The 25,873-nt window shown below is 72.1% G+C and carries 24 protein-coding genes; 12 read left to right on the forward strand and 12 right to left on the reverse strand.

Features of this window, described 5'->3' with window-relative positions; genetic code table 11:
* Positions 1-83: 83 nt before the first annotated feature.
* The 6 genes from ACFRU2_RS12660 to ACFRU2_RS12685 form a co-directional block, all read right to left on the reverse strand.
* A complete protein-coding gene (locus ACFRU2_RS12660) occupies positions 84-803 on the reverse strand; it encodes a VC0807 family protein (protein WP_382971193.1) in 720 nt (239 codons plus the stop codon).
* A 123-nt stretch (positions 804-926) separates the two neighbouring features.
* On the reverse strand, positions 927-1,520 hold the full coding sequence (locus tag ACFRU2_RS12665) for a TetR family transcriptional regulator (RefSeq protein WP_382971196.1): 594 nt from the start codon (positions 1,518-1,520) through the stop codon (positions 927-929).
* A gap of 21 nt (positions 1,521-1,541) precedes the next feature.
* Entirely contained in the window at positions 1,542-2,603 is a 1,062-nt protein-coding gene (locus ACFRU2_RS12670) for an aldo/keto reductase (RefSeq protein WP_382971199.1), read from the reverse strand.
* A gap of 113 nt (positions 2,604-2,716) precedes the next feature.
* Positions 2,717-3,145: a MarR family winged helix-turn-helix transcriptional regulator gene (locus ACFRU2_RS12675; RefSeq protein WP_382971203.1), complete on the reverse strand. Its 429-nt coding sequence runs from the start codon at positions 3,143-3,145 to the stop codon at positions 2,717-2,719.
* Positions 3,142-3,561, reverse strand: coding sequence for a polyketide cyclase (locus tag ACFRU2_RS12680; RefSeq protein WP_382971206.1), 420 nt, complete (start codon positions 3,559-3,561; stop codon positions 3,142-3,144). Before ACFRU2_RS12680 ends, ACFRU2_RS12675 begins: the two co-directional genes overlap by 4 nt.
* Before the next feature lie 92 nt (positions 3,562-3,653).
* Positions 3,654-3,998 carry a DoxX family protein gene (locus ACFRU2_RS12685; protein WP_382971209.1) on the reverse strand — a complete coding sequence of 115 codons (345 nt, stop codon included), beginning with the start codon at positions 3,996-3,998 and terminating at the stop codon, positions 3,654-3,656.
* Between the two features lie 94 nt (positions 3,999-4,092).
* Between ACFRU2_RS12685 and ACFRU2_RS12690 the strand changes: the two genes are divergently transcribed.
* Positions 4,093-4,548 carry a MarR family winged helix-turn-helix transcriptional regulator gene (locus ACFRU2_RS12690; protein WP_382971212.1) on the forward strand — a complete coding sequence of 152 codons (456 nt, stop codon included), beginning with the start codon at positions 4,093-4,095 and terminating at the stop codon, positions 4,546-4,548.
* A 58-nt stretch (positions 4,549-4,606) separates the two neighbouring features.
* Here ACFRU2_RS12690 and ACFRU2_RS12695 read toward each other — a convergent pair whose 3' ends face one another.
* Positions 4,607-6,067, reverse strand: a complete 1,461-nt coding sequence (locus ACFRU2_RS12695; RefSeq protein ID WP_382971214.1) for an MFS transporter — start codon at positions 6,065-6,067, stop codon at positions 4,607-4,609.
* A gap of 64 nt (positions 6,068-6,131) precedes the next feature.
* Here ACFRU2_RS12695 and dusB point away from each other — a divergent pair, with 64 nt between their 5' ends.
* The 3 genes from dusB to ACFRU2_RS12710 all read left to right on the forward strand — a co-directional run bounded on the left by dusB (position 6,132) and on the right by ACFRU2_RS12710 (position 11,922).
* Positions 6,132-7,274 carry a tRNA dihydrouridine synthase DusB gene (gene dusB, locus ACFRU2_RS12700; protein ID WP_382971217.1) on the forward strand — a complete coding sequence of 381 codons (1,143 nt, stop codon included), beginning with the start codon at positions 6,132-6,134 and terminating at the stop codon, positions 7,272-7,274.
* Positions 7,275-7,649: 375 nt separating this feature from the next.
* Positions 7,650-10,358: a pyruvate, phosphate dikinase gene (gene ppdK, locus ACFRU2_RS12705; RefSeq protein ID WP_382971219.1), complete on the forward strand. Its 2,709-nt coding sequence runs from the start codon at positions 7,650-7,652 to the stop codon at positions 10,356-10,358.
* 478 nt (positions 10,359-10,836) lie between these two features.
* The gene (locus ACFRU2_RS12710) at positions 10,837-11,922 is read left to right on the forward strand and encodes an ArsR/SmtB family transcription factor (RefSeq protein WP_382971222.1); all 1,086 of its coding nucleotides are present in this window, start codon (positions 10,837-10,839) and stop codon (positions 11,920-11,922) included.
* A gap of 260 nt (positions 11,923-12,182) precedes the next feature.
* Here the strand turns inward: ACFRU2_RS12710 and ACFRU2_RS12715 are convergent, their stop codons facing one another.
* Positions 12,183-13,343, reverse strand: a complete 1,161-nt coding sequence (locus tag ACFRU2_RS12715; protein ID WP_382971225.1) for an alkaline phosphatase PhoX — start codon at positions 13,341-13,343, stop codon at positions 12,183-12,185.
* Between the two features lie 310 nt (positions 13,344-13,653).
* Between ACFRU2_RS12715 and ACFRU2_RS12720 the strand changes: the two genes are divergently transcribed.
* Both ACFRU2_RS12720 and ACFRU2_RS12725 read left to right on the forward strand, forming a co-directional pair.
* Positions 13,654-14,127, forward strand: a complete 474-nt coding sequence (locus tag ACFRU2_RS12720; protein WP_382971228.1) for a group III truncated hemoglobin — start codon at positions 13,654-13,656, stop codon at positions 14,125-14,127.
* Between the two features lie 123 nt (positions 14,128-14,250).
* Positions 14,251-14,658 (forward strand): VOC family protein, encoded by a 408-nt coding sequence (locus tag ACFRU2_RS12725; RefSeq protein WP_382971231.1) that lies wholly within the window; start codon positions 14,251-14,253, stop codon positions 14,656-14,658.
* 8 nt (positions 14,659-14,666) lie between these two features.
* Here the strand turns inward: ACFRU2_RS12725 and nirD are convergent, their stop codons facing one another.
* From nirD to ACFRU2_RS12740, 3 genes are read right to left on the reverse strand one after another with little or no spacing between them, the layout of a single operon-like run.
* Positions 14,667-15,002 (reverse strand): nitrite reductase small subunit NirD, encoded by a 336-nt coding sequence (gene nirD, locus ACFRU2_RS12730; protein WP_382971233.1) that lies wholly within the window; start codon positions 15,000-15,002, stop codon positions 14,667-14,669.
* The gene (gene nirB, locus ACFRU2_RS12735; protein WP_382971236.1) at positions 14,999-17,584 is read right to left on the reverse strand and encodes a nitrite reductase large subunit NirB; all 2,586 of its coding nucleotides are present in this window, start codon (positions 17,582-17,584) and stop codon (positions 14,999-15,001) included. Before nirB ends, nirD begins: the two co-directional genes overlap by 4 nt.
* Positions 17,585-17,586: 2 nt before the next feature.
* Positions 17,587-18,960, reverse strand: coding sequence for an NAD(P)/FAD-dependent oxidoreductase (locus ACFRU2_RS12740; protein WP_382971239.1), 1,374 nt, complete (start codon positions 18,958-18,960; stop codon positions 17,587-17,589).
* A 166-nt stretch (positions 18,961-19,126) separates the two neighbouring features.
* On the opposite strand from ACFRU2_RS12740, the gene ACFRU2_RS12745 reads away from it, so the two are divergent.
* From ACFRU2_RS12745 to ACFRU2_RS12765, 5 genes are all read left to right on the forward strand, one after another.
* Entirely contained in the window at positions 19,127-20,428 is a 1,302-nt protein-coding gene (locus ACFRU2_RS12745) for a ferric reductase-like transmembrane domain-containing protein (protein ID WP_382971242.1), read from the forward strand.
* Positions 20,429-20,953: 525 nt separating this feature from the next.
* The gene (locus ACFRU2_RS12750) at positions 20,954-21,730 is read left to right on the forward strand and encodes a sulfite exporter TauE/SafE family protein (RefSeq protein WP_382971244.1); all 777 of its coding nucleotides are present in this window, start codon (positions 20,954-20,956) and stop codon (positions 21,728-21,730) included.
* 40 nt (positions 21,731-21,770) lie between these two features.
* Positions 21,771-22,760, forward strand: coding sequence for a class I SAM-dependent methyltransferase (locus tag ACFRU2_RS12755; RefSeq protein WP_382971247.1), 990 nt, complete (start codon positions 21,771-21,773; stop codon positions 22,758-22,760).
* Complete coding sequence (locus ACFRU2_RS12760) at positions 22,757-23,269, forward strand: hypothetical protein (RefSeq protein WP_382971250.1); 513 nt, start codon at positions 22,757-22,759, stop codon at positions 23,267-23,269. The genes ACFRU2_RS12755 and ACFRU2_RS12760 overlap by 4 nt, the downstream gene beginning before the upstream one ends.
* Before the next feature lie 77 nt (positions 23,270-23,346).
* Positions 23,347-23,727 carry a hypothetical protein gene (locus tag ACFRU2_RS12765; RefSeq protein WP_382971252.1) on the forward strand — a complete coding sequence of 127 codons (381 nt, stop codon included), beginning with the start codon at positions 23,347-23,349 and terminating at the stop codon, positions 23,725-23,727.
* On the opposite strand, the gene ACFRU2_RS12770 is transcribed toward ACFRU2_RS12765, so the two are convergent.
* Entirely contained in the window at positions 23,724-25,142 is a 1,419-nt protein-coding gene (locus ACFRU2_RS12770) for an MFS transporter (RefSeq protein WP_382971254.1), read from the reverse strand. The genes ACFRU2_RS12765 and ACFRU2_RS12770 overlap by 4 nt on opposite strands.
* Before the next feature lie 115 nt (positions 25,143-25,257).
* On the opposite strand from ACFRU2_RS12770, the gene ACFRU2_RS12775 reads away from it, so the two are divergent.
* Positions 25,258-25,869, forward strand: a complete 612-nt coding sequence (locus ACFRU2_RS12775) for a helix-turn-helix domain-containing protein (protein ID WP_382971257.1) — start codon at positions 25,258-25,260, stop codon at positions 25,867-25,869.
* The last annotated feature ends 4 nt before the right edge of the window (positions 25,870-25,873 follow it).

The following is a 25,873-nucleotide window of genomic DNA, read 5'->3' on the forward strand; positions in this document are numbered from 1 at the left end:
GGGGGGGGGTATGGTCGCGGGGCGGGCAGGCCCTTCCCCCGCTGCTCTCCCCTCCCCCGATGCGGGGATGGCGGGCCGGCCGGTTACGCGGGCGCCGGGCTATCGGCCGCGGCGGCCGCCAGGGCCGCGGCCCTGGCCTCGCCCTCGGCCTGGCTGCGCTTCGAGAAGCGGATGGTCCAGAAGATCAGCGAGAGCAGGAATCCGTAGATCAGGACGGGGCTGACCCAGACCATCGTGTCGACGCTCAGCGTGTACGCCAGCACCACCCGCAGCGCGGCCTCCACCAGGTACGCGACGCCCCAGACGGTGGTCATCCGCCGCATCGCCTTGCGGAAGTCGGGGTACTGCCAGAGCCCGTTGAAGTACGCCACGCCCTCCTTGGTCCCGTCGGTCCCGAACTTGCGGCCGAAGTAGAACATCAGCGGCCGGGGCGTGAACAGGGTGGCGACGCAGAGCGCGCCGAACAGACCCGTCACCCCCGAGTCCTTGATGAGCAGGGCGCGCGCCGAGTGCGTACCGATCAGCGCGACGAGAGCGGTGATCACCAGGAAGACCAGGGTGACCACGGCGAACTCGTCGACCTTGCGGCGCCAGGCGAGGTGGACGAGGGAGTCGACCACCGGCCAGATACCGCTGACCAGGAGCGCGGCGAACTCGCTCCAGCCCCGGTCGGTGAGCATGTTGTACGTGAGGATCGGCGCGACCACGTTGAACCCGATGGTCAGGATCCAGCCGATCGCGGCGGCGCCTCCGGATCGGGCCGGCGGCCCGGACGGTGCTGCCGGTTCTTGCTGAGTGGACAAGGTTCCCCCTGGAACAGACCTGATGGTGTGCGGTAAGGGGGAACGTAGGAACACGGCGGGTGCGCGGCAAGGGCCTGCCACCCCAAAAGATGATCAAGCTGTCCGGAGCGGCTGCTTCCGGGGTCAGGCGCGCAGGCCCCGGATGACCAGGGCGGTGACCGCCTCGAACTCGGCGGTGATGGTCGGCCCCAGCCATTCCGCCGCGTACTGCGGATCGTGGAAGCGGCCGGTGGCGTCGAACACCGCACGCGCGGCGGCCGGTACGTCGGGCGCGCTGAGGGAGCCCGCCGCGACACCCTCACCGATGATCCGGGAGAGCTGCTCGATCAGTTCGGTGATGTGGTGCTCCACGACGCCGCTGCTCTCGCCGAGCAGCACGATGTACGTCGCGAACAGCTCCGGGTCGTCACCCGCCTTGTGGCGCTTGGCCTCGAACAGCGCCTCCAGCCACGACTCCAGCTTGGAGGGGGCGGGCTCGGCCGGGGCCGAGGCGATCTCCTCCAGCATGACCACGCTCTTGGCGAGCCAGCGGTCCGTGACGGCCTCGCGCAGCGCGGCCTTCGACGGGAAGTGCCGGTACACGCTGCCGTGGCTGACGCCCAGGGCGCGCGCCACGTCCACCACGGTCGCCTTGGTCGGGCCGAAGCGGCGCAGCACCTCCTCGGTGGTTTCGAGGATGCGCTCGGGTGTGAGGGGCTCGGCGGCTGCGGGTGGCATGAGTACGACCGTACAGCCGGATCAGTGCTCGCTGTCCAGGTGGGCCATCTGTGCCGCCGGGTACCGCTCGCCGGCGGCCGCACCGGCCGGGACCGCGTCCTCGATGGCGGCCAGATCGGCGGGGGTCAGGGTGACCTGAAGGGCGCCCAGCGCCTCGCCGAGCCGGTCACGGGTACGGGCGCCGACCAGGGGCACGATGTCCTCGCCCCGGGAGAGCACCCAGGCGATGGCCGTCTGGGCGACGGTGACGCCCTTCTCGTCGGCGACCTTGCGCAGGGCGTCGACCAGGTCGAGGTTCCGGTCGAGGTTGCCGCCCTGGAAGCGCGGGCTCATCCCGCGGAAGTCGCCCGGAGCCAGTGCCCGGTCGCGGGTGAAGTGGCCGCTGATCAGGCCGCGGGACAGCACGCCGTACGCCGTGACGCCGATGCCGAGCTCGCGGGCGGTCGGCAGGATCTCCTCCTCGATGCCGCGCGAGATGAGGGAGTACTCGATCTGGAGGTCGGCGATCGGAGCCACGGCGGCGGCCCGGCGCAGCGTGTCCGCACCGACCTCGGAGAGCCCGATGTGCCGGACGTGCCCGGCGGCGACCGCCTCGGCGATCGCACCGACGGTCTCCTCGATCGGCACGTCGGGGTCCACCCGGGCGATGCGGTAGACGTCGATGTGGTCCCGGCCGAGCCGCTGGAGCGAATAGGCCAGGAAGTTCTTGACGGCCTCCGGCCGCCCGTCGTACCCGGTGAAGCCGCCCTCGACCGTGCGCAGGGCGCCGAACTTCACGCTGGTCAGCGCCTTGTCGCGGGCCGCGGCGGGGGCGGTGCGCAGGGCTTCGCTGATGAGGAGCTCGTTGTGCCCCATGCCGTAGAAGTCGCCGGTGTCCAGGAGGGTGACCCCGGCGTCGAGGGCGGCGTGGATGGTGGCGAGGGACTCCGCCCGGTCGGCTTCGCCGTAGAGGGCGGACATCCCCATGCAGCCCAGCCCCAGCGGGAAGACGCCGGGCCCGGTGCTGCCGAGGGTGCGGGTGCCGGCCTGTGCGGTGCCGGTCCTTGAGGTGCCGGTCCTTGAGGTGCTCTGGTTCGTCGTCATGGAACGAGAATGACATGACGGCTGACAGATTTCAATATCTGTCACTCGTTCGTGCGAGGAAGCCCCGCCCGCAAGGCGGACGGGGCTGGGTCGGGAGGGGGGAGGGGGTGGCGTCAGGATTCGGGGCGGGCCAGGCGGCTCAGCAGGGTGATGGCGTCCCCGCGGGCGACCGGCCGGAAGAACTCCTCGTCGACCCCCTCGACGGCGGCGATCGCCCGCGGCGCCAGCTCGGCCCCGGCTGCGGTGACCCGCAGCCGCTTGGCGCGGGTGTCCGCCGGATCGACCTCGCGGGCGAGGAGCCCCTTCTGTTCCAGGGTGCGCACCACCTGGGAGGTCATTTTGACGTCGGTGCCCGCCTGGCGCGCCAGCGCCTGCTGGTTGGGCTGCTCGCCCTGTTCGTTGAGCCACCAGGCGCAGGCGAGGAGGACGAACTGCACATGGGTCAGACCCAGGGGGCCCAGCGCTGCGGCGATGCCCCGCTGCCAGCGCAGGGTGGCGTGCCAGAGGAGGAAGCCGGGACTCTCGCCGGGGGTCAGGGTCATCGGTCCTGGGCCGTCCGGACCAGCGCGGCCATGGTGTCGGGCCAGTCGGCCGTGATGGCGGGCCCGATCTCCGGGCCCGCCTCGGCGGCGCCCTCGCCGCTGATCTCCATCCGGTACACCACCCGGCTGAGCGACGGGTCGAGCCGCTCGATCCGATGGGTGGTCCGCAGGACCAGGCCGGCGAAGCGCGCCTCGTCGATGAACATCTCGCCCTCGACGGCCTCGGCGACGAGCAGTTCCACCGGGTCTTGGCCGGCTGGGGCCATGGTGATCCGCGCGCCCGCCGCGAAGGGGCCCCGGAGCTCGATCTTCTCGATGTCGGCGTTCCAGGTGCCCCAGCTCTCGACGTCGGCCCACAGGGCCCAGATCGCCTCGGGTGCGGCGGTGGTCTCGATGCCGTGCTCGTACTCCCACATGGGGGCCTCCTGGTAGATGTTCTTCGCGCAGACTATCTGCGCGAAGAGTAAATGTCCAGGAGGTCGGGGCGGGGGCCGCGGCGCAGGGTGCGTCAGGCTGCCGCGCGCAGGACCAGGGCCGCGACCGCGACCAGGGCGAGGACGGCCGCGGGGGCGAAGTCGTAGTCCTTCGCGCGCAGGTGGGCGAGGATCGCGCCGAGGAAGTAGAGGGTCACGCCGATGGCGGCGGCGATGCCCAGCGGGGTCAGCCACAGGCCCGCGACCAGGCCTATCGCGCCGGCCGCCTTGAGGGTGGCCAGCCGGGGGAGCCAGGAATCGGGCACGCCGACCTTCCCCATGCTCTCGGTGATCGCGGGGTTGCGCTGGAACGTCAAGGTCGCGGACGCGGCGAGCGTGAGCGCGAGCAGTGCGGCGACGACGGCATAGGCGATGAACATGGTGAGCTCCGGCAAACGATCGGCGATGTGGAATCATTGAATACCATCAACGATCGACAGACCGCAATCATTTCCCGGTTGTTACGATGTGGACATGACGGCGCCTCAGGACCCCACGCACCCGCCGCAGCGGCTGGGCATGCTGCTGGCCTGGCACGGATCGGTCACCCAGACCCGCATGAAGAAGGCGCTCAGCGCCGCCGGACTCACCCCGCGCCACGCGATGACCCTGACGCACCTGGACGGCGGGCCCATCGGCCAGCGCGCGCTGGCGGAGCGGCTGGAGGTGGACCCGAGCGTGCTCGTCGGGATCCTCAACGACCTCGAGGGCGGCGGACTCGTCGAGCGCCGCCGGGACCCGGCCGACCGCCGCCGCCACAACGTGGCCATCACCGAGGCCGGCACCACGGCCCTCGCGAAGACGAACGCGGCCCTCGACGCGGTGGAACTGGGGCTGTTCGCCCGGCTCTCGGACCGGGACCAGGAAGCGCTGCGCGGCCTCCTCGACCGGATCGACTCGCACGGCGACGACTTCGCCTGCGGCGAGTAGCACGCGGGCGAGGGGGCGCGGCCGAGGAGGGGCAGGCGCCCCGCCTCAGCGCCCCGCCTCAGCGTCGCGGTGCGGCGTCCGTAGGCGCGGGCCCGGACTGCGGCTCCAGGGCGCGGGCCGTGCGCAGGGCCGTCTCCCGGGCCCAGCCGCCGCTGGTGACGAAGCCGACGCACAGGACGAGCAGGCCGCACACCGTGATGATCCACCAGGCGGGCCGGGCGGCGGCCACGAACGCGGCGGCGGAACCGGATCCGCCGGCCATCCCGGCGGCCAGGACCGCGCCCACGATCGCCACGCCCAGCGCCCCGCCGGTCTGCCGGCTGGTGGAGGCCACCGCGGCGGCCACGCCGGCCTGGGCGCGGGGCATCCCGGAGACGGCGGCCGTGGTGATCGGCGTGTTGACCAGACCGAACCCGATGCCGAAGAGCACGTACCCGCAGAACAGCATCGGCGTCGAGCTCTCGGCCGAGAACGCCGCGAACAGCAGCCCGCTCGCCCCCATGGTCACACCCGCGACCAGCAGCGGAAGCCGCGGTCCCCGGGTGGCGACGAGCCGCCCCGACACGGGGGCGCACAGGAAGGCGAAGGCCGCCATCGGCAGCATGTACAGGCCGGCGTCCAGGGCGTCGAGGCCCCGTACGTCCTGGAGGTACAGGGTGTTCAGGAACAGGAACCCGGACAGCGCGGCGAAGGCGCTGACCGCGATCACCGTGGCCCCGCTGAAGGGGGCACTGCGGAAGAACCGCGGGTCGATCAGCGGCTCCGCCCGCCGCGACTCGTAGACCAGCAGCCCGGCCAGGGACAGGACGGCGACGAGCGCGCACCCCAGGATCAGCGGGGAGCGCAGTCCGGCGGAGGGTGCCTCGATGATCCCGAACGTGACCGAGCCGAGCAGTCCCATGATCAGCAGCTGCCCGACCGGGTCCGGGTGGCGGGGGTGGTCGGCCCGGGACTCCGGGATGTGACGAAGGGTCAGTACGAGGGCGACGATGCCGACGGGGAGGTTGATCCAGAAGATCGACCGCCAGCCGACCGAGTCCACGAGCAGGCCGCCGATCAGCGGGCCGGCGGCCATGGAGATGCCGACGACCGCCCCCCAGACGCCGATGGCGCGGGCGCGCTCGCGCGGTTCGGTGAAGGTGTTGGTGATGATCGACATGGCGACCGGGTTGAGCATCGAGCCGCCGACGGCCTGGATCATCCGGAAGGCGATCAGCCAGCCCAGGCTCGGCGCGAGCGAGCAGAGCACCGAGCCGGCGGTGAAGAGCACGACACCGGCGATGAAGACCTTGCGGCGGCCGATCCGGTCCGCGGTGGAGCCCGCCAGCATCAGGAGCGAGGCCAGGACCAGCGTGTACGCGTCGATCGTCCACTGCATGCCGGCCACGGAGGCGTCCAGATCGCGGCGCATGGCGGGGAGGGCGACGTTCAGGACGGTGTTGTCGAGGCTGACGATGAGCAGGCTCATGCAGCAGATCGTCAGGATCAGCAGGCGCCGCCGATGGGTCAATTCGTCCACGATGCCGATAGTACGTCTAACTAACGACATGCGATCAACGGCACGGCTGAGCCACAATGGGGGGATGACCACGCTCCCCCCGCCTCTCGCGATCGGCCCGCACACCGTGCAGCCCCCGGTGGTGCTCGCGCCGATGGCCGGCATCACCAATGCTCCGTTCCGTACGCTGTGCCGTGAGTTCTCGGGCGGCAAGGGGCTGTTCGTGAGCGAGATGATCACGACCCGGGCCCTGGTCGAGCGCAACGAGAAGACCATGCAGCTGATCCACTTCGACGAGACCGAGAAGCCTCGCTCGATCCAGCTGTACGGAGTCGACCCCGCGACGGTCGGCAAGGCGGTCCGCATGATCGTCGAAGAGGACCGCGCCGACCACATCGACCTCAACTTCGGCTGCCCGGTGCCCAAGGTCACCCGCAAGGGTGGCGGCTCGGCCCTGCCGTACAAGCGCAACCTGCTGCGCGCGATCCTGCGCGAGGCCGTCGCGGGCGCCGGTGACCTGCCGGTGACGATGAAGATGCGCAAGGGCATCAACGACGACCACCTCACCTACCTCGACGCCGGCCGGATCGCCGTCGAGGAGGGCATCACCGCCATAGCCCTGCACGGCCGCACCACCGCCCAGCACTACGGCGGCACCGCCGACTGGGAGGCCATCGCGCGGCTCAAGGAGCACGTGCCGGAGATCCCGGTGCTCGGCAACGGCGACATCTGGTGTGCCGAGGACGCGCTGCGGATGGTCCGCGAGACCGGCTGCGACGGGGTGGTCGTGGGACGCGGCTGCCTGGGGCGGCCGTGGCTGTTCAACGACCTGGTCGCGGCCTTCGAGGGGCGCCCGGAGGACTTCCACAAGCCGACGCTGCGGGAGGTCGGGCAGACCATGCTCCGCCACGCCCAGCTGCTGGGGGAGTGGATCGGCGACGAGGCGCGCGGGGTGATCGACTTCCGTAAGCACGTGGCCTGGTACACCAAGGGCTTCTCGGTGGGATCGGAGATGCGGCAGAAGCTCGCCGTCACCTCCTCCCTGGCCGAGCTGGACGCTCATCTGAGCGAGCTGGACTTGGACCAGCCCTGGCCGGACAGCGCGGACGGCCCGCGGGGTCGTACGTCCGGAAACAACCGGGTTGTCCTGCCCGAGGGCTGGTTGAAGGATCCGTACGACTGTGCGGGCGTGAGCGAGGATGCCGAACTGGACACGTCCGGAGGCTGAGAATCGGGTGGCAAAACGTGCCACCTGTGGCGTGACATACACCACGCATGGGTGAGGTTTCGCTCAGATGAGCGCAATGGTCACGGGTAAGACTTTCAAAGGGTGGCACTGGGTGCCACCCTTTGTTCGTTCAAGTATTGAACGCAAATGTATCGATGATCGCTCATCGGGGCGGAAACAGGCCTTGGTGAGCACCTCATCCTTCGGGATCTGAAGGCTCTTCGTATGTTCTGGCTACTCGCCAGTTACATTCGATTGGCTGGCACCCAGGTGGTTACGGCCACATGACCGCCAAGTGGACGTACCCATAAGCCTTCGATCTGGGTATGTTCCTGGCCGTCAGGGCAGCCACCGAGCCTCGAGGAGTCGAGACCCGTGTCGGAAAACAAAGATCAGAAGTTCGTCTACGACTTCACGGAGGGCAACCGCGACCTCAAGGACCTTCTCGGCGGCAAGGGTGCCAACCTCGCCGAGATGACCAACCTGGGTCTGCCGGTCCCTCCCGGCTTCACCATCACCACCGAGGCCTGCAAGGTCTACCTCGACAGCGGCGAGGCCCCGGCCGAGCTGCGCGAAGAGGTCAGCGCGCACCTTGCCGCCCTCGAGGCGAAGATGGGCAAGAAGCTCGGCCAGTCGGACGACCCGCTGCTGGTCTCCGTGCGCTCCGGCGCCAAGTTCTCCATGCCGGGCATGATGGACACGGTCCTCAACATCGGCCTCTCCGACGAGTCCGTCGCCGGTCTCGCCACCCAGGCCGGCAACGAGCGCTTCGCGTGGGACTCGTACCGCCGCCTGATCCAGATGTTCGGCAAGACCGTCCTGGACGTGGACGGCGAGCTCTTCGAGGAAGCCCTCGACGAGGCCAAGGCCGCCAAGAAGGTCACGGTCGACACCGACCTCGACGCCGCCGACCTCAAGAAGCTGGTCACCCGCTTCAAGAAGATCGTCGCCAAGCAGGCCGGCCGCGAGTTCCCGCAGGACGCCCGCGAGCAGCTCGACCTCGCCGTCGAAGCGGTCTTCAACTCGTGGAACACCGACCGCGCCAAGCTCTACCGCCGCCAGGAGCGCATCCCGAGCGACCTGGGCACCGCGGTCAACATCTGCTCCATGGTCTTCGGCAACCTCGGCCCCGAATCGGGCACCGGCGTCGCCTTCACCCGCGACCCGGCCACCGGCCACGCGGGCGTCTACGGCGACTACCTCCAGGACGCCCAGGGCGAGGACGTGGTCGCGGGCATCCGCAACACCGTGCCGCTCGCGGACCTGGAGGCCATCGACAAGGTCTCGTACGACCAGCTCATGACGATCATGACGACGCTGGAGACCCACTACAAGGATCTCTGCGACATCGAGTTCACCATCGAGCGCGGCCAGCTGTGGATGCTCCAGACCCGCGTCGGCAAGCGCACCGCGGGCGCCGCCTTCCGCATCGCCACGCAGCTCGTGGACCAGGGCCTGATCGACGAGGCCGAGGCCCTCCAGCGCGTCAACGGCGCCCAGCTCGCGCAGCTGATGTTCCCGCGCTTCGACGAGGGCGCCAAGACCACGCTGCTGGGCCGCGGCATCGCCGCCTCCCCGGGCGCGGCCGTCGGCAAGGCCGTCTTCGACTCCTACACGGCCGTCAAGTGGTCCCGCTCCGGCGAGAAGGTCATCCTGATCCGCCGCGAGACCAACCCCGACGACCTCGACGGCATGATCGCCTCCGAGGGCATCCTGACCTCGCGCGGCGGCAAGACCTCGCACGCGGCCGTCGTCGCCCGCGGCATGGGCAAGACCTGCGTCTGCGGCGCCGAGGACCTCGAGGTCGACACCAAGCGCCGCCGCATGACGGTCGGCGGAACGGTCGTCGAAGAGGGCGACGTCGTCTCCATCGACGGCTCCACCGGCAAGGTCTACCTCGGTGAGGTACCCGTCGTACCGTCCCCGGTCGTCGAGTACTTCGAGGGCCGCATGCACGCCGGCGCCGACGACGCCGACGAGCTCGTCGCCGCCGTGCACCGGATCATGGCCTACGCGGACCGCGTCCGCCGCCTGCGCGTGCGCGCCAACGCCGACAACGCCGAGGACGCACTGCGCGCCCGCCGCTTCGGCGCCCAGGGCATCGGCCTGTGCCGCACCGAGCACATGTTCCTCGGCGAGCGCCGCGAACTGGTGGAGCGACTGATCCTCGCGGACACCGACGACGAGCGCGAGGAGGCACTCAGTGCCCTCCTGCCGCTGCAGAAGAAGGACTTCGTCGAGCTGTTCGAGGCGATGGACGGGCTGCCCGTCACCGTCCGCCTGCTCGACCCGCCGCTGCACGAGTTCCTGCCCGACATCACCGAGCTGTCGGTGCGCGTCGCCCTCGCCGAGTCCCGCAAGGACGCCAACGAGAACGACCTGCGCCTGCTCCAGGCCGTGCACAAGCTGCACGAGCAGAACCCGATGCTGGGTCTGCGCGGCGTCCGCCTCGGCCTGGTCATCCCCGGCCTGTTCAAGATGCAGGTCCGGGCGATCGCCGAGGCCGCGGCCGAGCGCAAGAACGCCAAGGGCGACCCGCGCGCCGAGATCATGGTCCCGCTCGTGGGCACCGTCCAGGAGCTGGAGATCGTCCGCGAGGAGGCCGACGCGGTCATCGCCGAGGTCGAGGCCGCCACCGGCACCGACCTGCGGCTGACCATCGGCACCATGATCGAGCTGCCGCGCGCCGCCCTCACGGCCGGCCAGATCGCCGAGGCCGCGCAGTTCTTCTCCTTCGGCACGAACGACCTGACCCAGACCGTGTGGGGCTTCTCCCGCGACGACGTCGAGGCCAGCTTCTTCACCGCCTACCTGGAGAAGGGCATCTTCGGGGTCTCGCCCTTCGAGACCATCGACCGGGACGGCGTCGGCACGCTGGTCCGCAGCGCCGTCGAGGCCGGCCGGGCCACCCGCCCCGACCTCAAGCTCGGCGTCTGCGGAGAGCACGGCGGTGACCCCGAGTCCGTCCACTTCTTCCACGAGGTCGGTCTGGACTACGTCTCCTGCTCGCCGTTCCGGATCCCGGTCGCGCGCCTGGAGGCCGGCCGCGCCGCCGCCGAGGCGAAGGGCAGCGACAGCCGCTGACCCCTCCACGGCCCCGCTGCAGGGGCCCCCATGACCGCGCCTGCCCCCGGGTTCCCTGACGTCCGGTGGCAGGCGCGCTCTATTTCCCCGGCGTTCCCCGGCCTTCGAGGGCGTTCCCCGGTGTTCCCGGACGGCGTTCCCCGCCGTTCCCGGGGCTCAGAATTGGTTCAATGTTGTTCCAGATGCCTTAACGGCAACAGGCGGTGGACGGATCCCCACCCGTCCACCGCCTGTCGCCAATCCGCCGGACACGTCGGCGCTTCCCGGTGCGACCGACCGCCAGGCCCCGCAAAGCCCCCCACGGCCTTCGCGGAGCGTTTCGGTCGCGCCGGAGTGTGCCCGGCGGAGTACAGGATTTCGGTTGTCACACCTTCGCCGAAAGGGGTTTCAACTGTGGCTGAAAGGCCATGGTGACCACGTGTGACGGCGTGCATACTCGAGGGGCGGGGGGATTGCGGTTGCACAGGTGGGGGTTCGGGTGCTGCGTATCCATTTCACTGGAGTGGACCTCGCGCGCGTAAGGATGGCAGGGCGTCCGGATGCGTTGTGGGAAACGATTCTGAGTTTTCACCGTTTACGGGACCGGCGGGATACCCGGCTCTTCGGCGATTGGCGTGCGGAAACACGCACCAGGTTGAATGGTGAAACACGACTTCTCGGTGCGCTGATACCGAGCCGGGGGTATTTCCCCGATTTCCTGACCCCCACGGAGGGGCAGTACGGGTGGGACGTGGGCCTCGACGCCCTCCGCGGGATCCGCCCCGAGCGGCTGCGCCGCGAGCTCGTCCTGCTCGGCCGGGGCGTGGAAGCCGGCTCCGGCATGGCCGCGGCCTTCGGGATGCCGGTGGCGGCCGGCGGGAGCGCGTACCGCGGCCCCGAGACCCTGGTCCCCAGGCGGCTGCGGGACTTCATGGAGGGGGACACCGCGCACCTGCCCCGGCTGCTGGGGGAGCTGCGGGGGTACCACCGGGCGGCCGTGGAGCCGTACTGGAGCCACATCCAGGCGCAGATCGAGGCCGAGCGGGCCGCGCGGGGGCGTGCGCTGCTCGACGGGGGAGCGGACGAGCTGCTGGCCTCGCTGCCGCCGATGCTGCGGTGGCGGGCCCCGGTGCTGGAGTGCGACTACCCCGTGGACCGGGACGTACGGCTACGGGGGCGGGGGCTGCTGCTCCAGCCCTCCTTCTTCTGCCGGCGCACGGCGGTGACCCTGCACGATCCGGAGCTGGCGCCCGTGCTGGTGTATCCGGCGGCGGCCGAGTCCTCCTCGGCGCAGGCCGGCGGCGAGGCGGCCCGGCCGGCGGAGGAGCGGCGCCGACACCGCCAGCACACCCTGGGCAAGCTCGTCGGGCACACCCGGTCGGTGGTGCTCCAGGCGATCGGAGACGGGGCCACCACGAGCGAGCTGGCGCGCCGGGCCGGGGTCTCGCTGGCCTCCGCGAGCCAGCACGCGGGGGTGATGCGGGAGGCCGGGCTGGTCACCACGCTGCGGCGGGGCAATGCCGTGCTGCACACGGTGACGCCGCTTGGCGCTGCGCTGCTCAAGGGTGGGGCCGTGGTGTCGTGACGGGCCGCACCCCGGCGGGTTCGTGACCCGTCGGGGTGCGGCCGGTGGTGCCGTGCGGCGCCGTTCGCCAGGGGCTCTGCCCCCGGACCCCCGCGCCTCAAACGCCGGCGGGGCTGGATTTGGGCGCCGCCGGTGGTGTCGTGCGGCGCCGTTCCCGGGGCGCCGCCCCGGACCCAGCGCCTCAAACGCCGGCGGGGCTGGATGGGCCCCGGGCGGGGCTGGACGGGCCCCGGGCGGGGCTGGATGGGTCCCGGCGGGTGTCAGGTGCGGAACGGGCCCGTGACCTCGTAGGTGATGCCACCCGTCGAGCTGCCGCTCGTGCCGCGCTGGCTGCTGAAGTAGAGGCGGTTGCCGGCGGGGGAGAAGGCGGGGCCGGTGATCTCCGAGGAGGACTGGCCGGTGACCCGGAGGAAGGGGGCGACCACGTCGTCCGGGGTGATCACGCAGATCTCCAGGTTGCCGCCGTCCTCGGCGACGTACAGGTCGCCGTACGAGGAACCCGTGACGTTGTCGACGCCCGTCAGGGGGGCGTTGCCGCCGGGCACCAGGGAGTCGTCGTAGGCCAGCTCGTAGGTGCTGTTCGCGAGGTTGAGCTGCCAGACCCGGTTGTCGCCCTTGGTCGTGAACCACACGGTGTCGTTGGCGTAGTGGCAGCCCTCGCCGCCGTTGAACTTCTTCGAGCCCGAGACCTGGGTCCGCGTGGTGGTCGGCGAGCCGTCCGGGTCCGGGACGTTGGCCCAGGTGAAGGAGCCGGAGGTGGCCGTGCCGGCCTTCAGGACCTGGAGGGTGCCGGAGGAGAGGTTGCCCCAGGTGGTGGGGATGAAGCGGTAGAAGCAGCCGCTGGTCTCGTCCTCGGTCAGGTAGATGACCTGGCGCACCGGGTCGGCGGCGGCCGCCTCGTGCTTGAAGCGGCCCATCGCGGGCCGCTGCACGGCCGCGTTCACGCCGTAGGGGTCGGTCTCGTAGACGTAGCCGAGGCTGACCTCCTCGCAGGACAGCCAGGTGTTCCACGGGGTCTTGCCGCCCGCGCAGTTCTGTCGGGTGTTGGACAGGATCCGGTAGGCGCCGGTGATGGTGCCGGAGGAGTTGAACTTCACCGCGCTCGCACCGCCGGAGGGGTTGATCTCCGAGTTCGACACGTAGATCCAGCCCGTGCCGTCGGCGAAACAGGCGCCGCCGTCGGGGGCGCTGTGCCAGGTGTACGAGGTGCTGCCGACGGTCTGGCCGGAGCGTGCGATCACCCGGCTGCTGAAGCCGGCGGGCAGCATGATGCCGTTGGCGTCGGCGGCGCCGAGGGCCCCGTAGGGTCCGGCGCCGGGCTGGGCGGGGGCCGCGTAGGCCGCGCCGTGCATCAGCGTGCCGCCGAAGGCGGCGGCGGAGGAGCCGATGACGGCCCCGCGAAGGAAGGTACGACGTTCCACGGTCACTCCTGTGGGAGGAGAGGCTCCGCGCCCGGTCGGGCGGGGAGTCACGCACGCGTCGAGGAACTTAGGACCGTCGAGTTGACGTGACGTCAATTCCATATGACGCGGGAGCGACCGGAACGAGGTCAATCCGCCCGGGGGGTTTTCCCGGAAATCGAAGGGACGTCCAAGGGACGTCGAAGGACTGTCGGAGGGCAGTAGAAGCTCCGTCGAAGAGCCGTATCGGCGGTATCGAAGCGGCTCGGGACGGCTTAATGCAGGACTTTCTGCCCTGGGGAGGGGGCGGGTGCGGGAGGATGGTGGAGTGATGGACCACACCGCCGCCGCCCCTGCCGCCGCCGACATCACCGGTCGCGCCGACCTCGACGTCGTGCTGCGCCGCTTCTACACGGCGGCCTTCGCCGATCCGCGGATCGGGCCCTTCTTCACGGAGATCGCCGGCACCGACCTCGACGTGCACCTGCCCCGGATCACCGACTTCTGGGAGCGGGCCCTCTTCCGCAGCGCCGACTACCGGCGCAACGCCTTCGCCCCGCACGCGGCCCTCCAGTCGGCCCGCGAGATGACCGCCGAGGACTTCGGCCGCTGGGTGCAGCTGTGGCGGGCCACGATCGACGGACTGCACCGGGGGCCGAACGCGGAGCGGGCCAAGGCCCAGGGCGAGCGGATCGCGCTGACCCTGCACAAGCGGCTGGCCGGCGCCGAGGCCTCCCTGGAGAGTGCCGACGGGCTGGGCTTCGTACCGCTGGCGGCCCTGGAGCTGCGCTCGACGACGTCCTGACCTGCAGGTTCGTAGCGCTTCGAAGAAAATCCGAAAAAACTTCGCCGGCAGCGATGAGTTTCCCGAGGCACCCCGGTCTACCTCTCGACAGCAACGGAACGCGCCGAGAGAAGAGAGACCCCGATGTCCTCCACCATGATCTTCGTCAACCTGCCGGTCAAGGACCTTGAGGCCACCAAGACCTTCTGGAGCAAGCTCGGTTACAGCTACAACGCCCAGTTCACCGACGAGAACTGTGCCTCGATGCCCATCACCGACTCGATCGTGGCGATGTTCCTGACCGAGGCCCGGTACAAGGACTTCACCCACAAGGCCATCGCGGACGCGACCAAAACCTCCGAGGTGCTGCTGTGTCTGAGCGCCGAGAGCCGCGACGCGGTCGACGAGCTCGTCGACGGGGCCCTGGCGGCCGGGGCCACCGAGCCCCGCCCGGCCCAGGACCACGGGGTCATGTACGGCCGTGCCTTCGACGACCTCGACGGGCACACCTGGGAGATCATGTGGATGGACCCGTCGATGGTCCAGGGCTGATCAGGGGATCAGCCGGAGGTCGCGGCGGTCCGCACCGGGTACGTCCGGACCGCCACCTCCTCGTCGTCCAGGCAGTGCCCCGACTCCAGGTCGAAGCGCTGCTTGAGCAGCGGCGAGGCCACGAAGAGCCGTCCCGCGGCCGAGCCGACCAGCCCGCGCGCGAGGACCTGCGCCCCGGTGAAGGGGTCCCGGTTCCCGATGGCGTACGGGCGTCCCGCGCGGTCGACGAACACGGCGGCCTGGCTCCCGTCGGGCAGCAGCGCCGCCACCCCGCGGCCGGGGATCAGCGCCGACAGCTCGCACACGGTGAGCCATCCCTCCGCCACCTGCAGTTCCACGGTCATCGGGTGCCTCCCAGGGGCTCCAGGGTCAGAACGGTCAGGTCGGGCTTGACCTGACCGCGCTCGGGGACGAACTTCACGCTCGGGTCGGGCGCGCCGGGGGCGTTGACGAAGGACACGAACCGGCGCAGCCGCTCCGGGTCGTCCAGGGTCTCGGCCCATTCGTCGCGGTAGTGCGCCACGTGGTCGGCCATCAGCGACTCCAGCTCCGCGCACAGCCCGAGCGAGTCGTGCACGATCACGTCCCGCAGGTGGTCGAGGCCGCCCTCCAGCCGGTCCAGCCAGGTGGAGGTCCGCTCCAGCCGGTCGGCGGTGCGGATGTAGAACATCAGGAACCGGTCGATGAGCCGGACCAGTTCGGCGTCGGACAGGTCCTGCGCCAGCAGGTCCGCGTGGCGCGGGGTGGCCCCGCCGTTGCCGCCGACGTAGAGGTTCCAGCCGCTCGCCGTCGCGATGATCCCGAAGTCCTTGCTCTGCGCCTCCGCGCACTCGCGGGCGCAGCCGGAGACCGCCGACTTGAGCTTGTGCGGGGCGCGCAGGCCCCGGTAGCGCAGCTCCAGGTCGATGGCCATCCGTACCGAGTCCTGGACCCCGTAGCGGCACCAGGTCTGGCCCACGCAGGACTTCACGGTCCGCAGGGACTTGCCGTACGCGTGCCCGGACTCGAAGCCGGCCTCGACGAGCCGCGCCCAGATGAGGGGGAGCTGGTCGATGGCGGCGCCGAAGAGGTCGATGCGCTGCCCGCCGGTGATCTTCGTGTAGAGGCCGAAGTCGCGGGCCACCTCGCCGATCACGATGAGCTTGTCGGGGGTGATCTCGCCGCCGGGGATGCGCGGGACGACCGAGTACGAGCCGTTGCGCTGCATGTTGGCGAGGAAGTGGTCGTTGGTGTCCTGGAGGGCGGCCTGCTCCCCGTCCAGGACGTAGCCGCTCGCACCGAGGGTGGGGGCCAGCGAGGCGATGATCGAACCGACGGTGGGCTTGCAGACCTCGCAGCCCTCGCCGCCGCGCGCCTCCTCGCGGCCGTGGCTGTCGAGGAGCTTCTCGTACGAGGTCACGCGCAGGGTGCGGACGATCTCGTAGAGCTCGGCGCGGGTGAAGGAGAAGCAGTCGCAGAGCCCCTTGTCGGCGGCCGGCGGCATCAGCTGGCCGATCACCTTGAGGCAGCTCCCGCAGCCGGTGCCCGCCTTGGTGCACTTCTTGACCTCGGGCACCGAGGTGTAGGCGGTGATCGCCTTCTTGGTGACGTTGTGGCAGGAGCAGATCACCGCGCCGTCCGGGAGCGAGGCCGGGCCGAGGGAGACGGGTGCGCCGGCGCCGGCGGGCAGCACCAGCTGCTCGGGGGCGACGGGCGGTACGGATCCGGTGAGCGGGCGCAGCAGGCCGTAGGAGTCGGCGTCGCCGACCAGGACGCCGCCGAGCAGGACGCCTTCGGCGGAGACGACCACCTTCTTGTAGACGCCGGAGCGGGAGTCGGAGTAGACGACGTCGAGGCTGTCGGCGGTGGCGCCGTGGGCGTCGCCGAAGGAGGCCACGTCCACGCCGAGGAGCTTGAGCTTGGTGGAGAGGTCGGCGCCGGTGAACTCCTTCTCGCGGCCCAGCAGATCGGCCACGGCCGTCTCCGCCATCTCGTAGCCGGGCGCGACCAGGCCGTAGACGCGGCCGTCGGAGGCGAGCGCGCACTCGCCGATGGCGTAGACGTGCGGGTCGGAGGTGCGGCAGCGGGAGTCGACGGAGATGCCGCCGCGTTCGCCGACGGTCAGGCCGCTCTCGCGGGCGAGCTGGTCGCGGGGGCGGACACCGGCGGAGAAGACGACCAGCTCGGTGTCGACGCTGGAGCCGTCGGACAGCTTCATGCCGGTGACCGAGCCGTCCTCGCCGGTGAGGACCTCCTGGGTGCCGACGCCCGTGTGGACGGTGAGTCCCATGTTCTCGATGGTGCGCAGCAGGGCCGCGCCGCCGCCCTCGTCGACCTGGACGGGCATCAGCCGGGGCGCGAACTCCACGACGCGGGTGGCGAGTCCGAGGCCCTTGAGCGCGCCGGCGGCCTCCAGCCCGAGCAGACCGCCGCCGACCACGGCGCCGGAGGTCCGGGTCTTGGCGTACTCCTCGATCGCGAGGAGGTCCTCGATGGTGCGGTAGACGAAACAGCCCGGGGCGTCCTTGCCGGGGACGGGCGGCACGAAGGGGTAGCTGCCGGTCGCGAGCACGAGCACGTCGTACGGGAACACCTGCCCCGAGCGGGACGTGACGGTGCGGGCGTCGCGGTCGATGCTCTCGGCGGGGTCGTCGAGGTGCAGCGCGATCCCGTGCTCCTCCATGAAGGAGGCGGGGGTGAGGGAGAGGTCCTCGGGGGTGCTGCCGGAGAAGTACGAGGTCAGGTGCACGCGGTCGTAGGCGGGCCGCGGCTCCTCGCAGAGCACGGTGATCCGGTGCGTGGAGGTGGCGCCGTGTTCGGCGAGGGCCTCCAGGTAGCGCTGGCCGACCATGCCGTGGCCGATGAGCACGAGGGCGGGCCGGGTTCCGGGGGTGGTGGCGGTGGCCTGGGAGGTGGCCGGGGCGGGGTGGGGCGTGGCTGCGGCCATGATCAGGAGCCTCCGTCGTCGGTGAGCAGGTGGTGCAGGTCGGTGAGACCGTGCTGGTCGGTGAGGGGGGCGCCGTCCGCCCAGCTGCGGGCGAGGGCGCCCACGCTGGAGAGTTCGCCGAGCAGGACCCCGCCGACGAGGCGGTCGCCGCGGATGACGACCTTGCGGTAGGTGCGGCGGGTGGCGTCGGTGAGCTGGACCACGTCGTCGCCGGGGAGCGCGGTGGTCTCGCCGAAGGCGGCGAGGTCGAGGGGCCGGTCGCCGCCGGCGGTGAGGGTGAGGCGGGTCAAGGCGCGGGTCCCGTTGTAGGCGGGGTCCTGGCCAAGCCCCTTGCCGGTGCCGAGCAGGACTCCGGCGAGGGCGTCGGCCTGTTCGAGGGCGGCGCCGGCCAGGCCGTACACCCGGCCCGCGTGCTCGGCGCAGTCGCCGACGGCGTGGATGCGGGGGTCGCTGGTGCGCAGCTCGTCGTCGACGAGGATGCCCGTGCGGATGTCCAGGCCGGCTGCTTGGGCGAGGCCGGTGCGGGGGCGGACCCCGCAGGCGAGGACGACGAGGTCGGCGTCGAGGCGGTAGCCGGTGGCGAGCTCCACGCCGGTGACCTGGCGGGGCCCGGTGGCCCCGGGGAGGGGGGCGGCTGCGGAGGCGTTGACCCTGGGGGGCGTTCCGGGCTCTGCCCGGACCTGCTCCTCAAAGGCCGGAGGGGATGGATTGTGGCTGATGCCGTCGGCGGGGTGCGGGGTCGTCGTCAGGCCGCGGACGCGGCATTCCGTGTGGATCTCGACGCCGAGGGTGGTCAGGTGTGCGTGGAGGAGCTCCGAGGCTTCCGTGTCCAGTTGGCGTTCCATCAGGCGCTCGCCCTGTTGGGCGAGGACCACCTGTGCGCCCCGCTCGGCCAGGGCGCGGGCCGCCGAGACGCCGAGGAGGCCGCCGCCGATCACCACCGCGCGCACGCCGGGACGTACGGCCGCCGACAGGGCCAGGCAGTCGTCCATGGTGCGGAACGCGTGCACCCCGGCGGGGAGTTCCCGGCCTTCGGGCTCGAACAGGCCGCGGAGGGGTGGGAGGACCGGGTTCGACCCCGTGGCCAGGACGAGGGTGCCGTACCGCTCGACCGTTCCGTCGTCGCAGTGCACCACCTGCTCCGCCCGGTCGATCCGTACCGCCCGCACGCCCCGGCGCAGCGCCGGGCCGGGGGCCGGGAGGGCCGTCACCTCCGGCGCGTACCGGCCGGCCAGGACCTCCGCGAGGAGGACCCGGTTGTAGGGGACGTGTTCCTCCTCGCCGAGGACGCGCACGTCCCCGCCCAGCCGGGCGGCGAGCCGCAGGCCCGCGAGGCCGCCGCCGATCACCACCACGCGTTGCTGTTCCGAGGTCATGACACGAGAGTGCGCGGCCGCTGTTTCCCCACGGCATCGCGGTTGTTTCCCCGACGGAACGCCGACCTCAGCGTGCGGGTTAAGGGTCCGTGAGGCGTTCCTCAAGGCCGCCTTAAAGATCACCGGGAGCACTGGAGGGCCGCTTGAGCGCCCGTAGCGTGGCCGCATGCGAGAGCGAGACATGGTGGTTCGGGTCAAGGGCGGGATGCTCGGCGGGGCGGGGACCGTCGCCCTGCTGTGGGCCGCCCAGGTGCGGCCCTCGGCCCGGCTCGACGCGCTGTTCGCGACCGCCGCGCACCTGTCCGGCCTGCTCGCCGGGTACGGGGTGCTCGTCCTGCTCTTCCTCATGGCCCGGGTCCCCGCCGTCGAGCACGGGGTGGGCGCGGCCCGGCTCGCCCGCTGGCACGCGCTGGGCGGCCGCCACGTCCTGCTGCTCTGTTTCGGGCACGCCCTCTTCGCGCTCTGCGGCTACGCCGTGCACGAGGGGGTCGACGTGCTCTCGGCGGTCCGGGAGCTGCTCGGATATCCGGCGCTGGCCGCCGCGGCGGCGGGGACCGTGCTGCTGGCCGCCGTCGGCGTCAGCTCCGCCCGCGCCGTACGCCGCCGGGTCAGCCACGAAACCTGGCGGGGGATCCACCTCCTGGTGTACCTCGCCGCCGCCCTCGGGTTCGGGCACCAGCTCGCCGGGCCCGACCTGGCCCTCGTCGCCTGGTTCTGGGCCCTCGCCCACGCGGTGGTCGCCGTCCTGCTGGTCTGGTACCGGGCCGTGGTCCCCGTACGCCAGGCCCTGCGGCACGCGCTGCGCGTCGCCGAGGTCCGCGTGGAGGGGCCCGGGGTGGTCTCCGTCCTCGTCTACGGGGAACACCTCGCGGAGCTGCGCGCGGAGCCGGGGCAGTTCCTGCGCTGGCGGTTCCTCCAACGCAGGCTGTGGCACACCGCGCTGCCGTTCTCGCTGTCGGCGCCGGTCCGCGGGAACACCCTGCGCATCACCGTGAAGGCCCTCGGCGGCCACTCCCGCCGGATCCGCCGACTGCGTCCCGGCACCCGGGTCCTCGCCACCGGGCCCTTCGGGGCGCTCACCGCGGCCCGGCGGACCCGGACCAAGGTGCTGCTGATCGCCGGCGGGGTCGGGATCACCCCGATGCGGGCCCTGTTCGAGACGTTGCCCGGCGGGCCGGGCGACATCACCCTGCTCTACCGGGCGGGCGCCGAGGAGCACCTCGTCCTGCGCTCCGAGCTGGAGGCCATCGCCGCCGAACGGCAGGCCGGGCTGCACTACCTGCTCGGGCCGTCGGGCGCCGCCTTCGACCCGCTGGCTCCGCAGGCGCTGGCCGCGCTGGTGCCGGAGCTGGCCGAGCACGACGTGTACCTGTGCGGGCCGCCCGGGATGGCGGACGCCACGATGGCCGCGCTGGTGCGGGCCGGGGTGCCGGTGGGGCGGATCCACGCGGAGTGCTTCGGACTCTGAGCCCGGGCCCGATTCCGCCCCTGCCCCCTGCACCCGCCCCCGCACCCGAGAGGTCGCCGCCCCGTGCGTCACCCGTTGCACGTCACCCTGCCCGTGTCCCTTGCCGCTGCGCGGGGCTCGTCCCCTACCCGCCCTTCCACCATCCCCCGGACTCCGTCCGGGGGGACCCCCGGCCGGGGCTCCGCCCCGGACCCCGCTCCTCAAACGCCGGAGGGGCTGGGTTTGGCTGCGGAGCGGCCGGAGGGGCTGGGATTGGCTGCGCCCGGGTCGGTGGCGCGGCATCGGAGGCCCCGTAGTTCGCCGGTGCGTGCGGTGGTGGTCGTGCTGGGGTCCGTGCCGCCGGCCAGGCGGCTCGTGGCCGGGCTCGGGCTGGCCAGTGTGCTGGCCGCGAGCGTGCTGACGGCGGCGGTGGATCCGTCGGCTCCCGTGGCCCCGGACCGGGCTCCGGCCGGGCGAAGCTCAACCTTTGCGCAAGTTTCCGGGGATTGATGGCAGGTGCAGCCATCTGCTCCATAGGGTCGGGCCGTGCCTGACATATCGACAACCATGATCATCGTGCTGTGCGTGGCCGCCGCCGCGGCCGGCTGGATCGACGCCGTCGTGGGCGGCGGTGGGCTGCTGCTCCTGCCCGCCCTGCTCCTCGGCCTGCCGAACGCCCACCCCGCCACCGTCCTCGGCACCAACAAGGCCGTGGCCATCGTCGGGACCTCGGGCGCGGCCGTGTCGTACCTGCGCAAGACCCCGGTGGACGTGAAGCTCGCCGTCCGCATCGGTCTGGCCGCGCTCGCCGGTTCGATGGGCGGGGCCGCCCTGGCCGGCGGCATCAGCAAGGACGCGCTGCGCCCGCTGATCATGGCGGTCCTGGTGGTCGTCGCGGCGTTCGTCCTCTTCCGCCCCGCCTTCGGCGTCGCTCCCGGAGCCGCCCCGGTCGGCCTCCGACGCGTCCTGCTCACCATCGCGCTGGCCGGCCTCGGCATCGGCTTCTACGACGGACTCATCGGCCCCGGCACCGGCACCTTCCTGGTCCTCGCGCTGACGGCCCTCCTCCACCTCGACCTGGTCACGGCCTCCGCCACGGCGAAGATCGTCAACGTGTGCACCAACGCCGGAGCGCTCGCCATGTTCGCCTACCAGGGCATGGTGCTGTGGCAACTGGCCGCGCTGATGGCCGTGTTCAACCTGGCCGGTGCCATGATCGGAGCCCGGATGGCGCTCCGGAAGGGCAGCGGCTTCGTCCGCGGAGTGCTCCTGACGGTCGTCGGCGCCCTGGTCCTGAAGCTGGGTTTCGAACAGTGGGGCTGACCTGCGGCTGAGGGGGTCCGTGGGGGATAAAGTTGCGAGCGTGCCCCACCTTGAGATATCCGACCTGATCACCGTCACCGATCCGCTCAGCGGGGCGCGACTGCCGGTGCGCCGGGGTGATGTGGTCCGTCGGCTCGACGAGGCCGGGGATCCGCGCGCGGCCCGGATCGTCGCCGGACTGCCGGCCGGCCCGGACGACGTCCTCGACCCGCTCGCCGTGGACCGGCTGATGATCGGCGTCCACACCGAACTGCAGCGCCTCAGCGAGGAGCTGCGCGTCGGGGAACGGCTGGTGGACGTACTGGACCCGCTGTTCGAGGCCATCCGCGAGATCGCGGGCCGCCGCGGCCGGTTCCGCCTCGTCGACATCGGATCCGGGCTCGGCTACCTCGTCCGCTGGCTGGCGTCCACCGGCGCCCTGGGCCCCAACGTCGAGCTGATCGGCGTCGACCTCGACGCCGCGCTCGTCGCCGAGGCCGACCGGCTGGCCCGCGCAGAAGGGCTCGACTGCCGGTTCGTCCACGGCAACGCCTTCGACCTGCCGGAGGTCGCCACCGTCTACGTCTCCACCGGAGTGCTGCACCACTTCCGCGGCCCCGCGCTCGCGGAGTTCTTCGAGGCCCAGGCAGACTCCCAGGCACTCGCCTTCTGCCACTTCGACATCGCCGCCACCCGGCTGGCACCCGTGGGCGCCTGGATGTTCCACCGCGCCCGCATGCGCCATCCGCTCGGCCGCCACGACGGGGTCGCCTCCGCCCGGCGCGCCCACTCGGACGAAACCCTGCTGCGCGCGGCGACCGTACCGGGCATCCGGCCGCTGCTCTACGAACCCCGCGGCCTGTCGAACCCCTTCTGCACCACCCTGCGCCCGGTCCTGGGCATCCGGCCCTACCTGGAGGACCCCCTGCGCCAGGCCCTCGGCCGCGCCTCCCGCCGGCTCGTGGGCGCGGAGCAGGTGATCCGCGGCGGACCGCCCGGGCACGACCCCGCGGCCTGGTCCGCCACCGCCGGGACCGGGGCCGCGCGATGAACCCGGCCTGGGCGCTCGCCGCCCTCGGCCTCGTTGACGCGGCGTTCAGCGGCTTCCGCGCCTACGCCGGCCGGGACGCCCGGATCCGCAAGCACCGTGCCGTCGTCCGTGCGGCCCTGCGCGGACTGTCGGTGGGCGCCGTCCTGCTGCTCGCCCCCGCCCTCACGGCCGGCGCCGTCCTGCTGCTCGCCGCGGACCCGGACCGGGCGTACGGGGCCCTGGCCGACGGCGGGGTCGGCTTCCTCGTCCCGCTCGGGGCCTATGCCCTCGCCGTCCTGTTCTCCCTCGCCGCCTACCTCGCGCTGCCGTTCCGGGCCAGCACCCTCGCCGTGGTCGTCGGGCTCGGCCCGCTGACCCTGGCCCGGCCGCTGGTCGTGGCCGCCGCATGCGCCGGTGCGCTCGTCGCCGGGGGCGGCTGGACCTCGCTCCTGGTGGGAGCCGTGGCGGGCGCCGCGGTCCTGTGCGTCGAGCCGTACGTCCACCGCCGCTGGTACGCGCCGGTGTACTAGACCGCCGTACGGGGCCGGTTTTTCTGACCGGTCCACACCTGATGCGAAGCGCCGGTCGCCCCCTAGGGTGACCACCCATGAGACGAGGGTGGACGATCACCCTGGCCGCGGCCGTCGCCGTGGTGCTGGCCGGGGGCGGATACGTGGTGGGGGACCGGACGGGTGGCCGGGCCGGCGGCCGGGCGGAGCCGTCCTGCGCCGAAGTGCGCGAGACGGCCGAGGAGCTCTTCGGCCAGTGGTCGGATCCGGGCACGGAGGAATCGGTCCGGCCCTTCAAGGTCAGGATGGCGGCCGACGTCGTGCTGGTGCACGGGGACTGCTTCCCCTTCGCGACGCTGTCCGCGATGCGGGCCGCGGTGCAGCAGCTCGACGCGAGCGGCGCATCGGGGGACATGCGGTTCGGAGCGGGCCTCGCGGCCTGCGAGGCCCTCGTCAAACAGCCGGACGACTGCCGCTAGGCCGTCTGCTCCTTCTGGGAGGCCCGGTCCTTCTGGGAGGCCCGGGCCACCGCGAAGAGGGACAGTCCGCAGGCCGTCACGAGCAGCCAGCCCGGCCGGGACGCCCGGGCGAGGCCGTCCGGAGCGACGCCCGCGGCCAGGGCCCCCGCGACGGCGATGCCCACGGCCGATCCGACCTGGCGTGCGGTGGACGTGACGGCCCCGGCCACACCGGCGCGGGACGGCGGGAGTCCGCCGACCGCGGTGTGGGTCAGCGGGGCGTTGGCGAAGCCGAACCCGATGCCGATGAGCAGGTGGGCCGACAGGAGCATCGGCACGCTCATGTCGGGGCCCGCGGCCACCATGCAGAGCCCGCCCGCCGCGGTGAACCCGCCCGCGAGGAGGAGCGGCCGCCGCGGCCCGAGGCGCCCCGTCAGACTCCCCGACCAGGGCGCGCACACGGTGGCCCCGAGCGCCAGGGGAAGGGTCGCGGCACCGGCCGCGAGCGGGGTCCAGCCGCGGGCGTCCTGCAGGTACAAGGTGGTGAGCAGCAGGCTCACGCTCAGCGCGGCGAACACCATCACCGCGCCCAGTACCGCCGAGGCGAAGGGCGGCCGCCGGAACAGCCGGAGGTCGATCAGGGGCTCGGGCCGGCGGAGCTCGACCCGGGCGAAGGCGGCCGTGGCCGCCGCGGCGACGGCGTAGCCGGCCAGGGCGGCGGGGGAGTCCCAGCCGATGCGGGGGCCTTCGATCAGGACGCCGACCGAGACGCACAGGGCCGTCGTGAGGAGCAGCTGGCCGGGCAGGTCGAGCCGCCGGGCACGCTGTCCGCGGGACTCCGGCACGAACACCGCCACCAGGACGAGCGCGCCGGCGACCACCGGGGCGTTGATCCAGAACACCGACCGCCAGCCGAACGCCGCGATGAGGGACCCGCCGATGACCGGACCCGCGGCCATGCTGAGCCCGAAGACCGAGGCCCATATGCCGATGGCCCGGGCGCGCTCCCGCGGGTCGGGCATCGCATTGACCACGATCGCCAGGGCCACCGGGCTCAGCATCGAGGCCCCGACCCCCTGGACGGCCCGCGCCGCGACGAGGAGGCCGAGCGACGGGGCGAGGGCGCAGGCGAGGGAGGCGAGGCCGAAGACGGCCAGACCGCAGCGGAACACCCGGCGGCGTCCGAAGCGGTCCGCGAGGGCGCCGGAGGCGATGAGGAGGCTGGCGAGGACCAGGGTGTAGGCGTCCACGACCCATTCCAGACCGCGGGTGTCCGTCCCCAGGCCCCGTCCGATCGCGGGCAGGCCCACGTTGACGATGGTGGTGTCCACTCCGATGAGGAACATGCTCAGCGCGCAGACGGCCAGTACCGTCCACCGTCGGCGCGCACCGAGGGCCGGCCCTGTGGCCGCCCCGGCCGGGATCGTCGTGGTCATGGGTCCGCCTCGGGTCCGCGACGGCCTGTCGGCCGCCGGCTTCTGATGTCGGCCCATGCTCGGACCGGGCGGCTGCCGCAGCCCAGGAAATTTGCCGGTACCGCAAAATGACCCCATGGACAGGGACGCCGAACGCGCCGATCGCGCGGAACACGCCGAAGACGCGGAACACGCCGAACTCACGCGGACCCTCGACGCCATCGGCCCGCGCCTGCGGGCGCTGCGGCGCGAGCGCGGCCTCACCCTGGAAGCCCTCTCTCAAGCTGCCGGGATCTCCGTGAGCACGCTCTCCCGCCTGGAGTCGGGCAAGCGGCGGCCGACCCTCGAACTGCTCATCCCGCTCGCGCGAACCCACCGCGTCGCCCTCGACCAGCTCGTGGCGGCCCCGGTCACCGGTGACGCGCGCGTCCACCTGAAGCCCCGCCGCAGGGACGGGAGCATCCTGGTCCCCCTGACGACGTACCCAGGGCGGGTCCAGGTCTTCAAGCAGGTGCTCGCGTACCGGGAGCCGAAACTGGTGACCCACGCCGGCTACGAATGGCTCTACGTGCTCGCCGGCGAGCTCCACCTCGTCATCGGCGAGCGGAGCCTCACCCTGCGCCCCGGCGAGGTCGCCGAGTTCGACACCGGCGAACCGCACTGGTTCGGCCCCGCCGAAGGCGAGGTGGTGGAGATCCTGCACCTGTTCGGCCCCCACGGCGACCAGGCCGTCGTCCGCACCGGCTAGGCCG

It is taken from the genome of Streptomyces sp. NPDC056883 (genome assembly GCF_042788835.1).
In the GTDB taxonomy this organism is placed as follows: Bacteria; Actinomycetota; Actinomycetes; order Streptomycetales; family Streptomycetaceae; genus Streptomyces; species Streptomyces stoeckheimensis.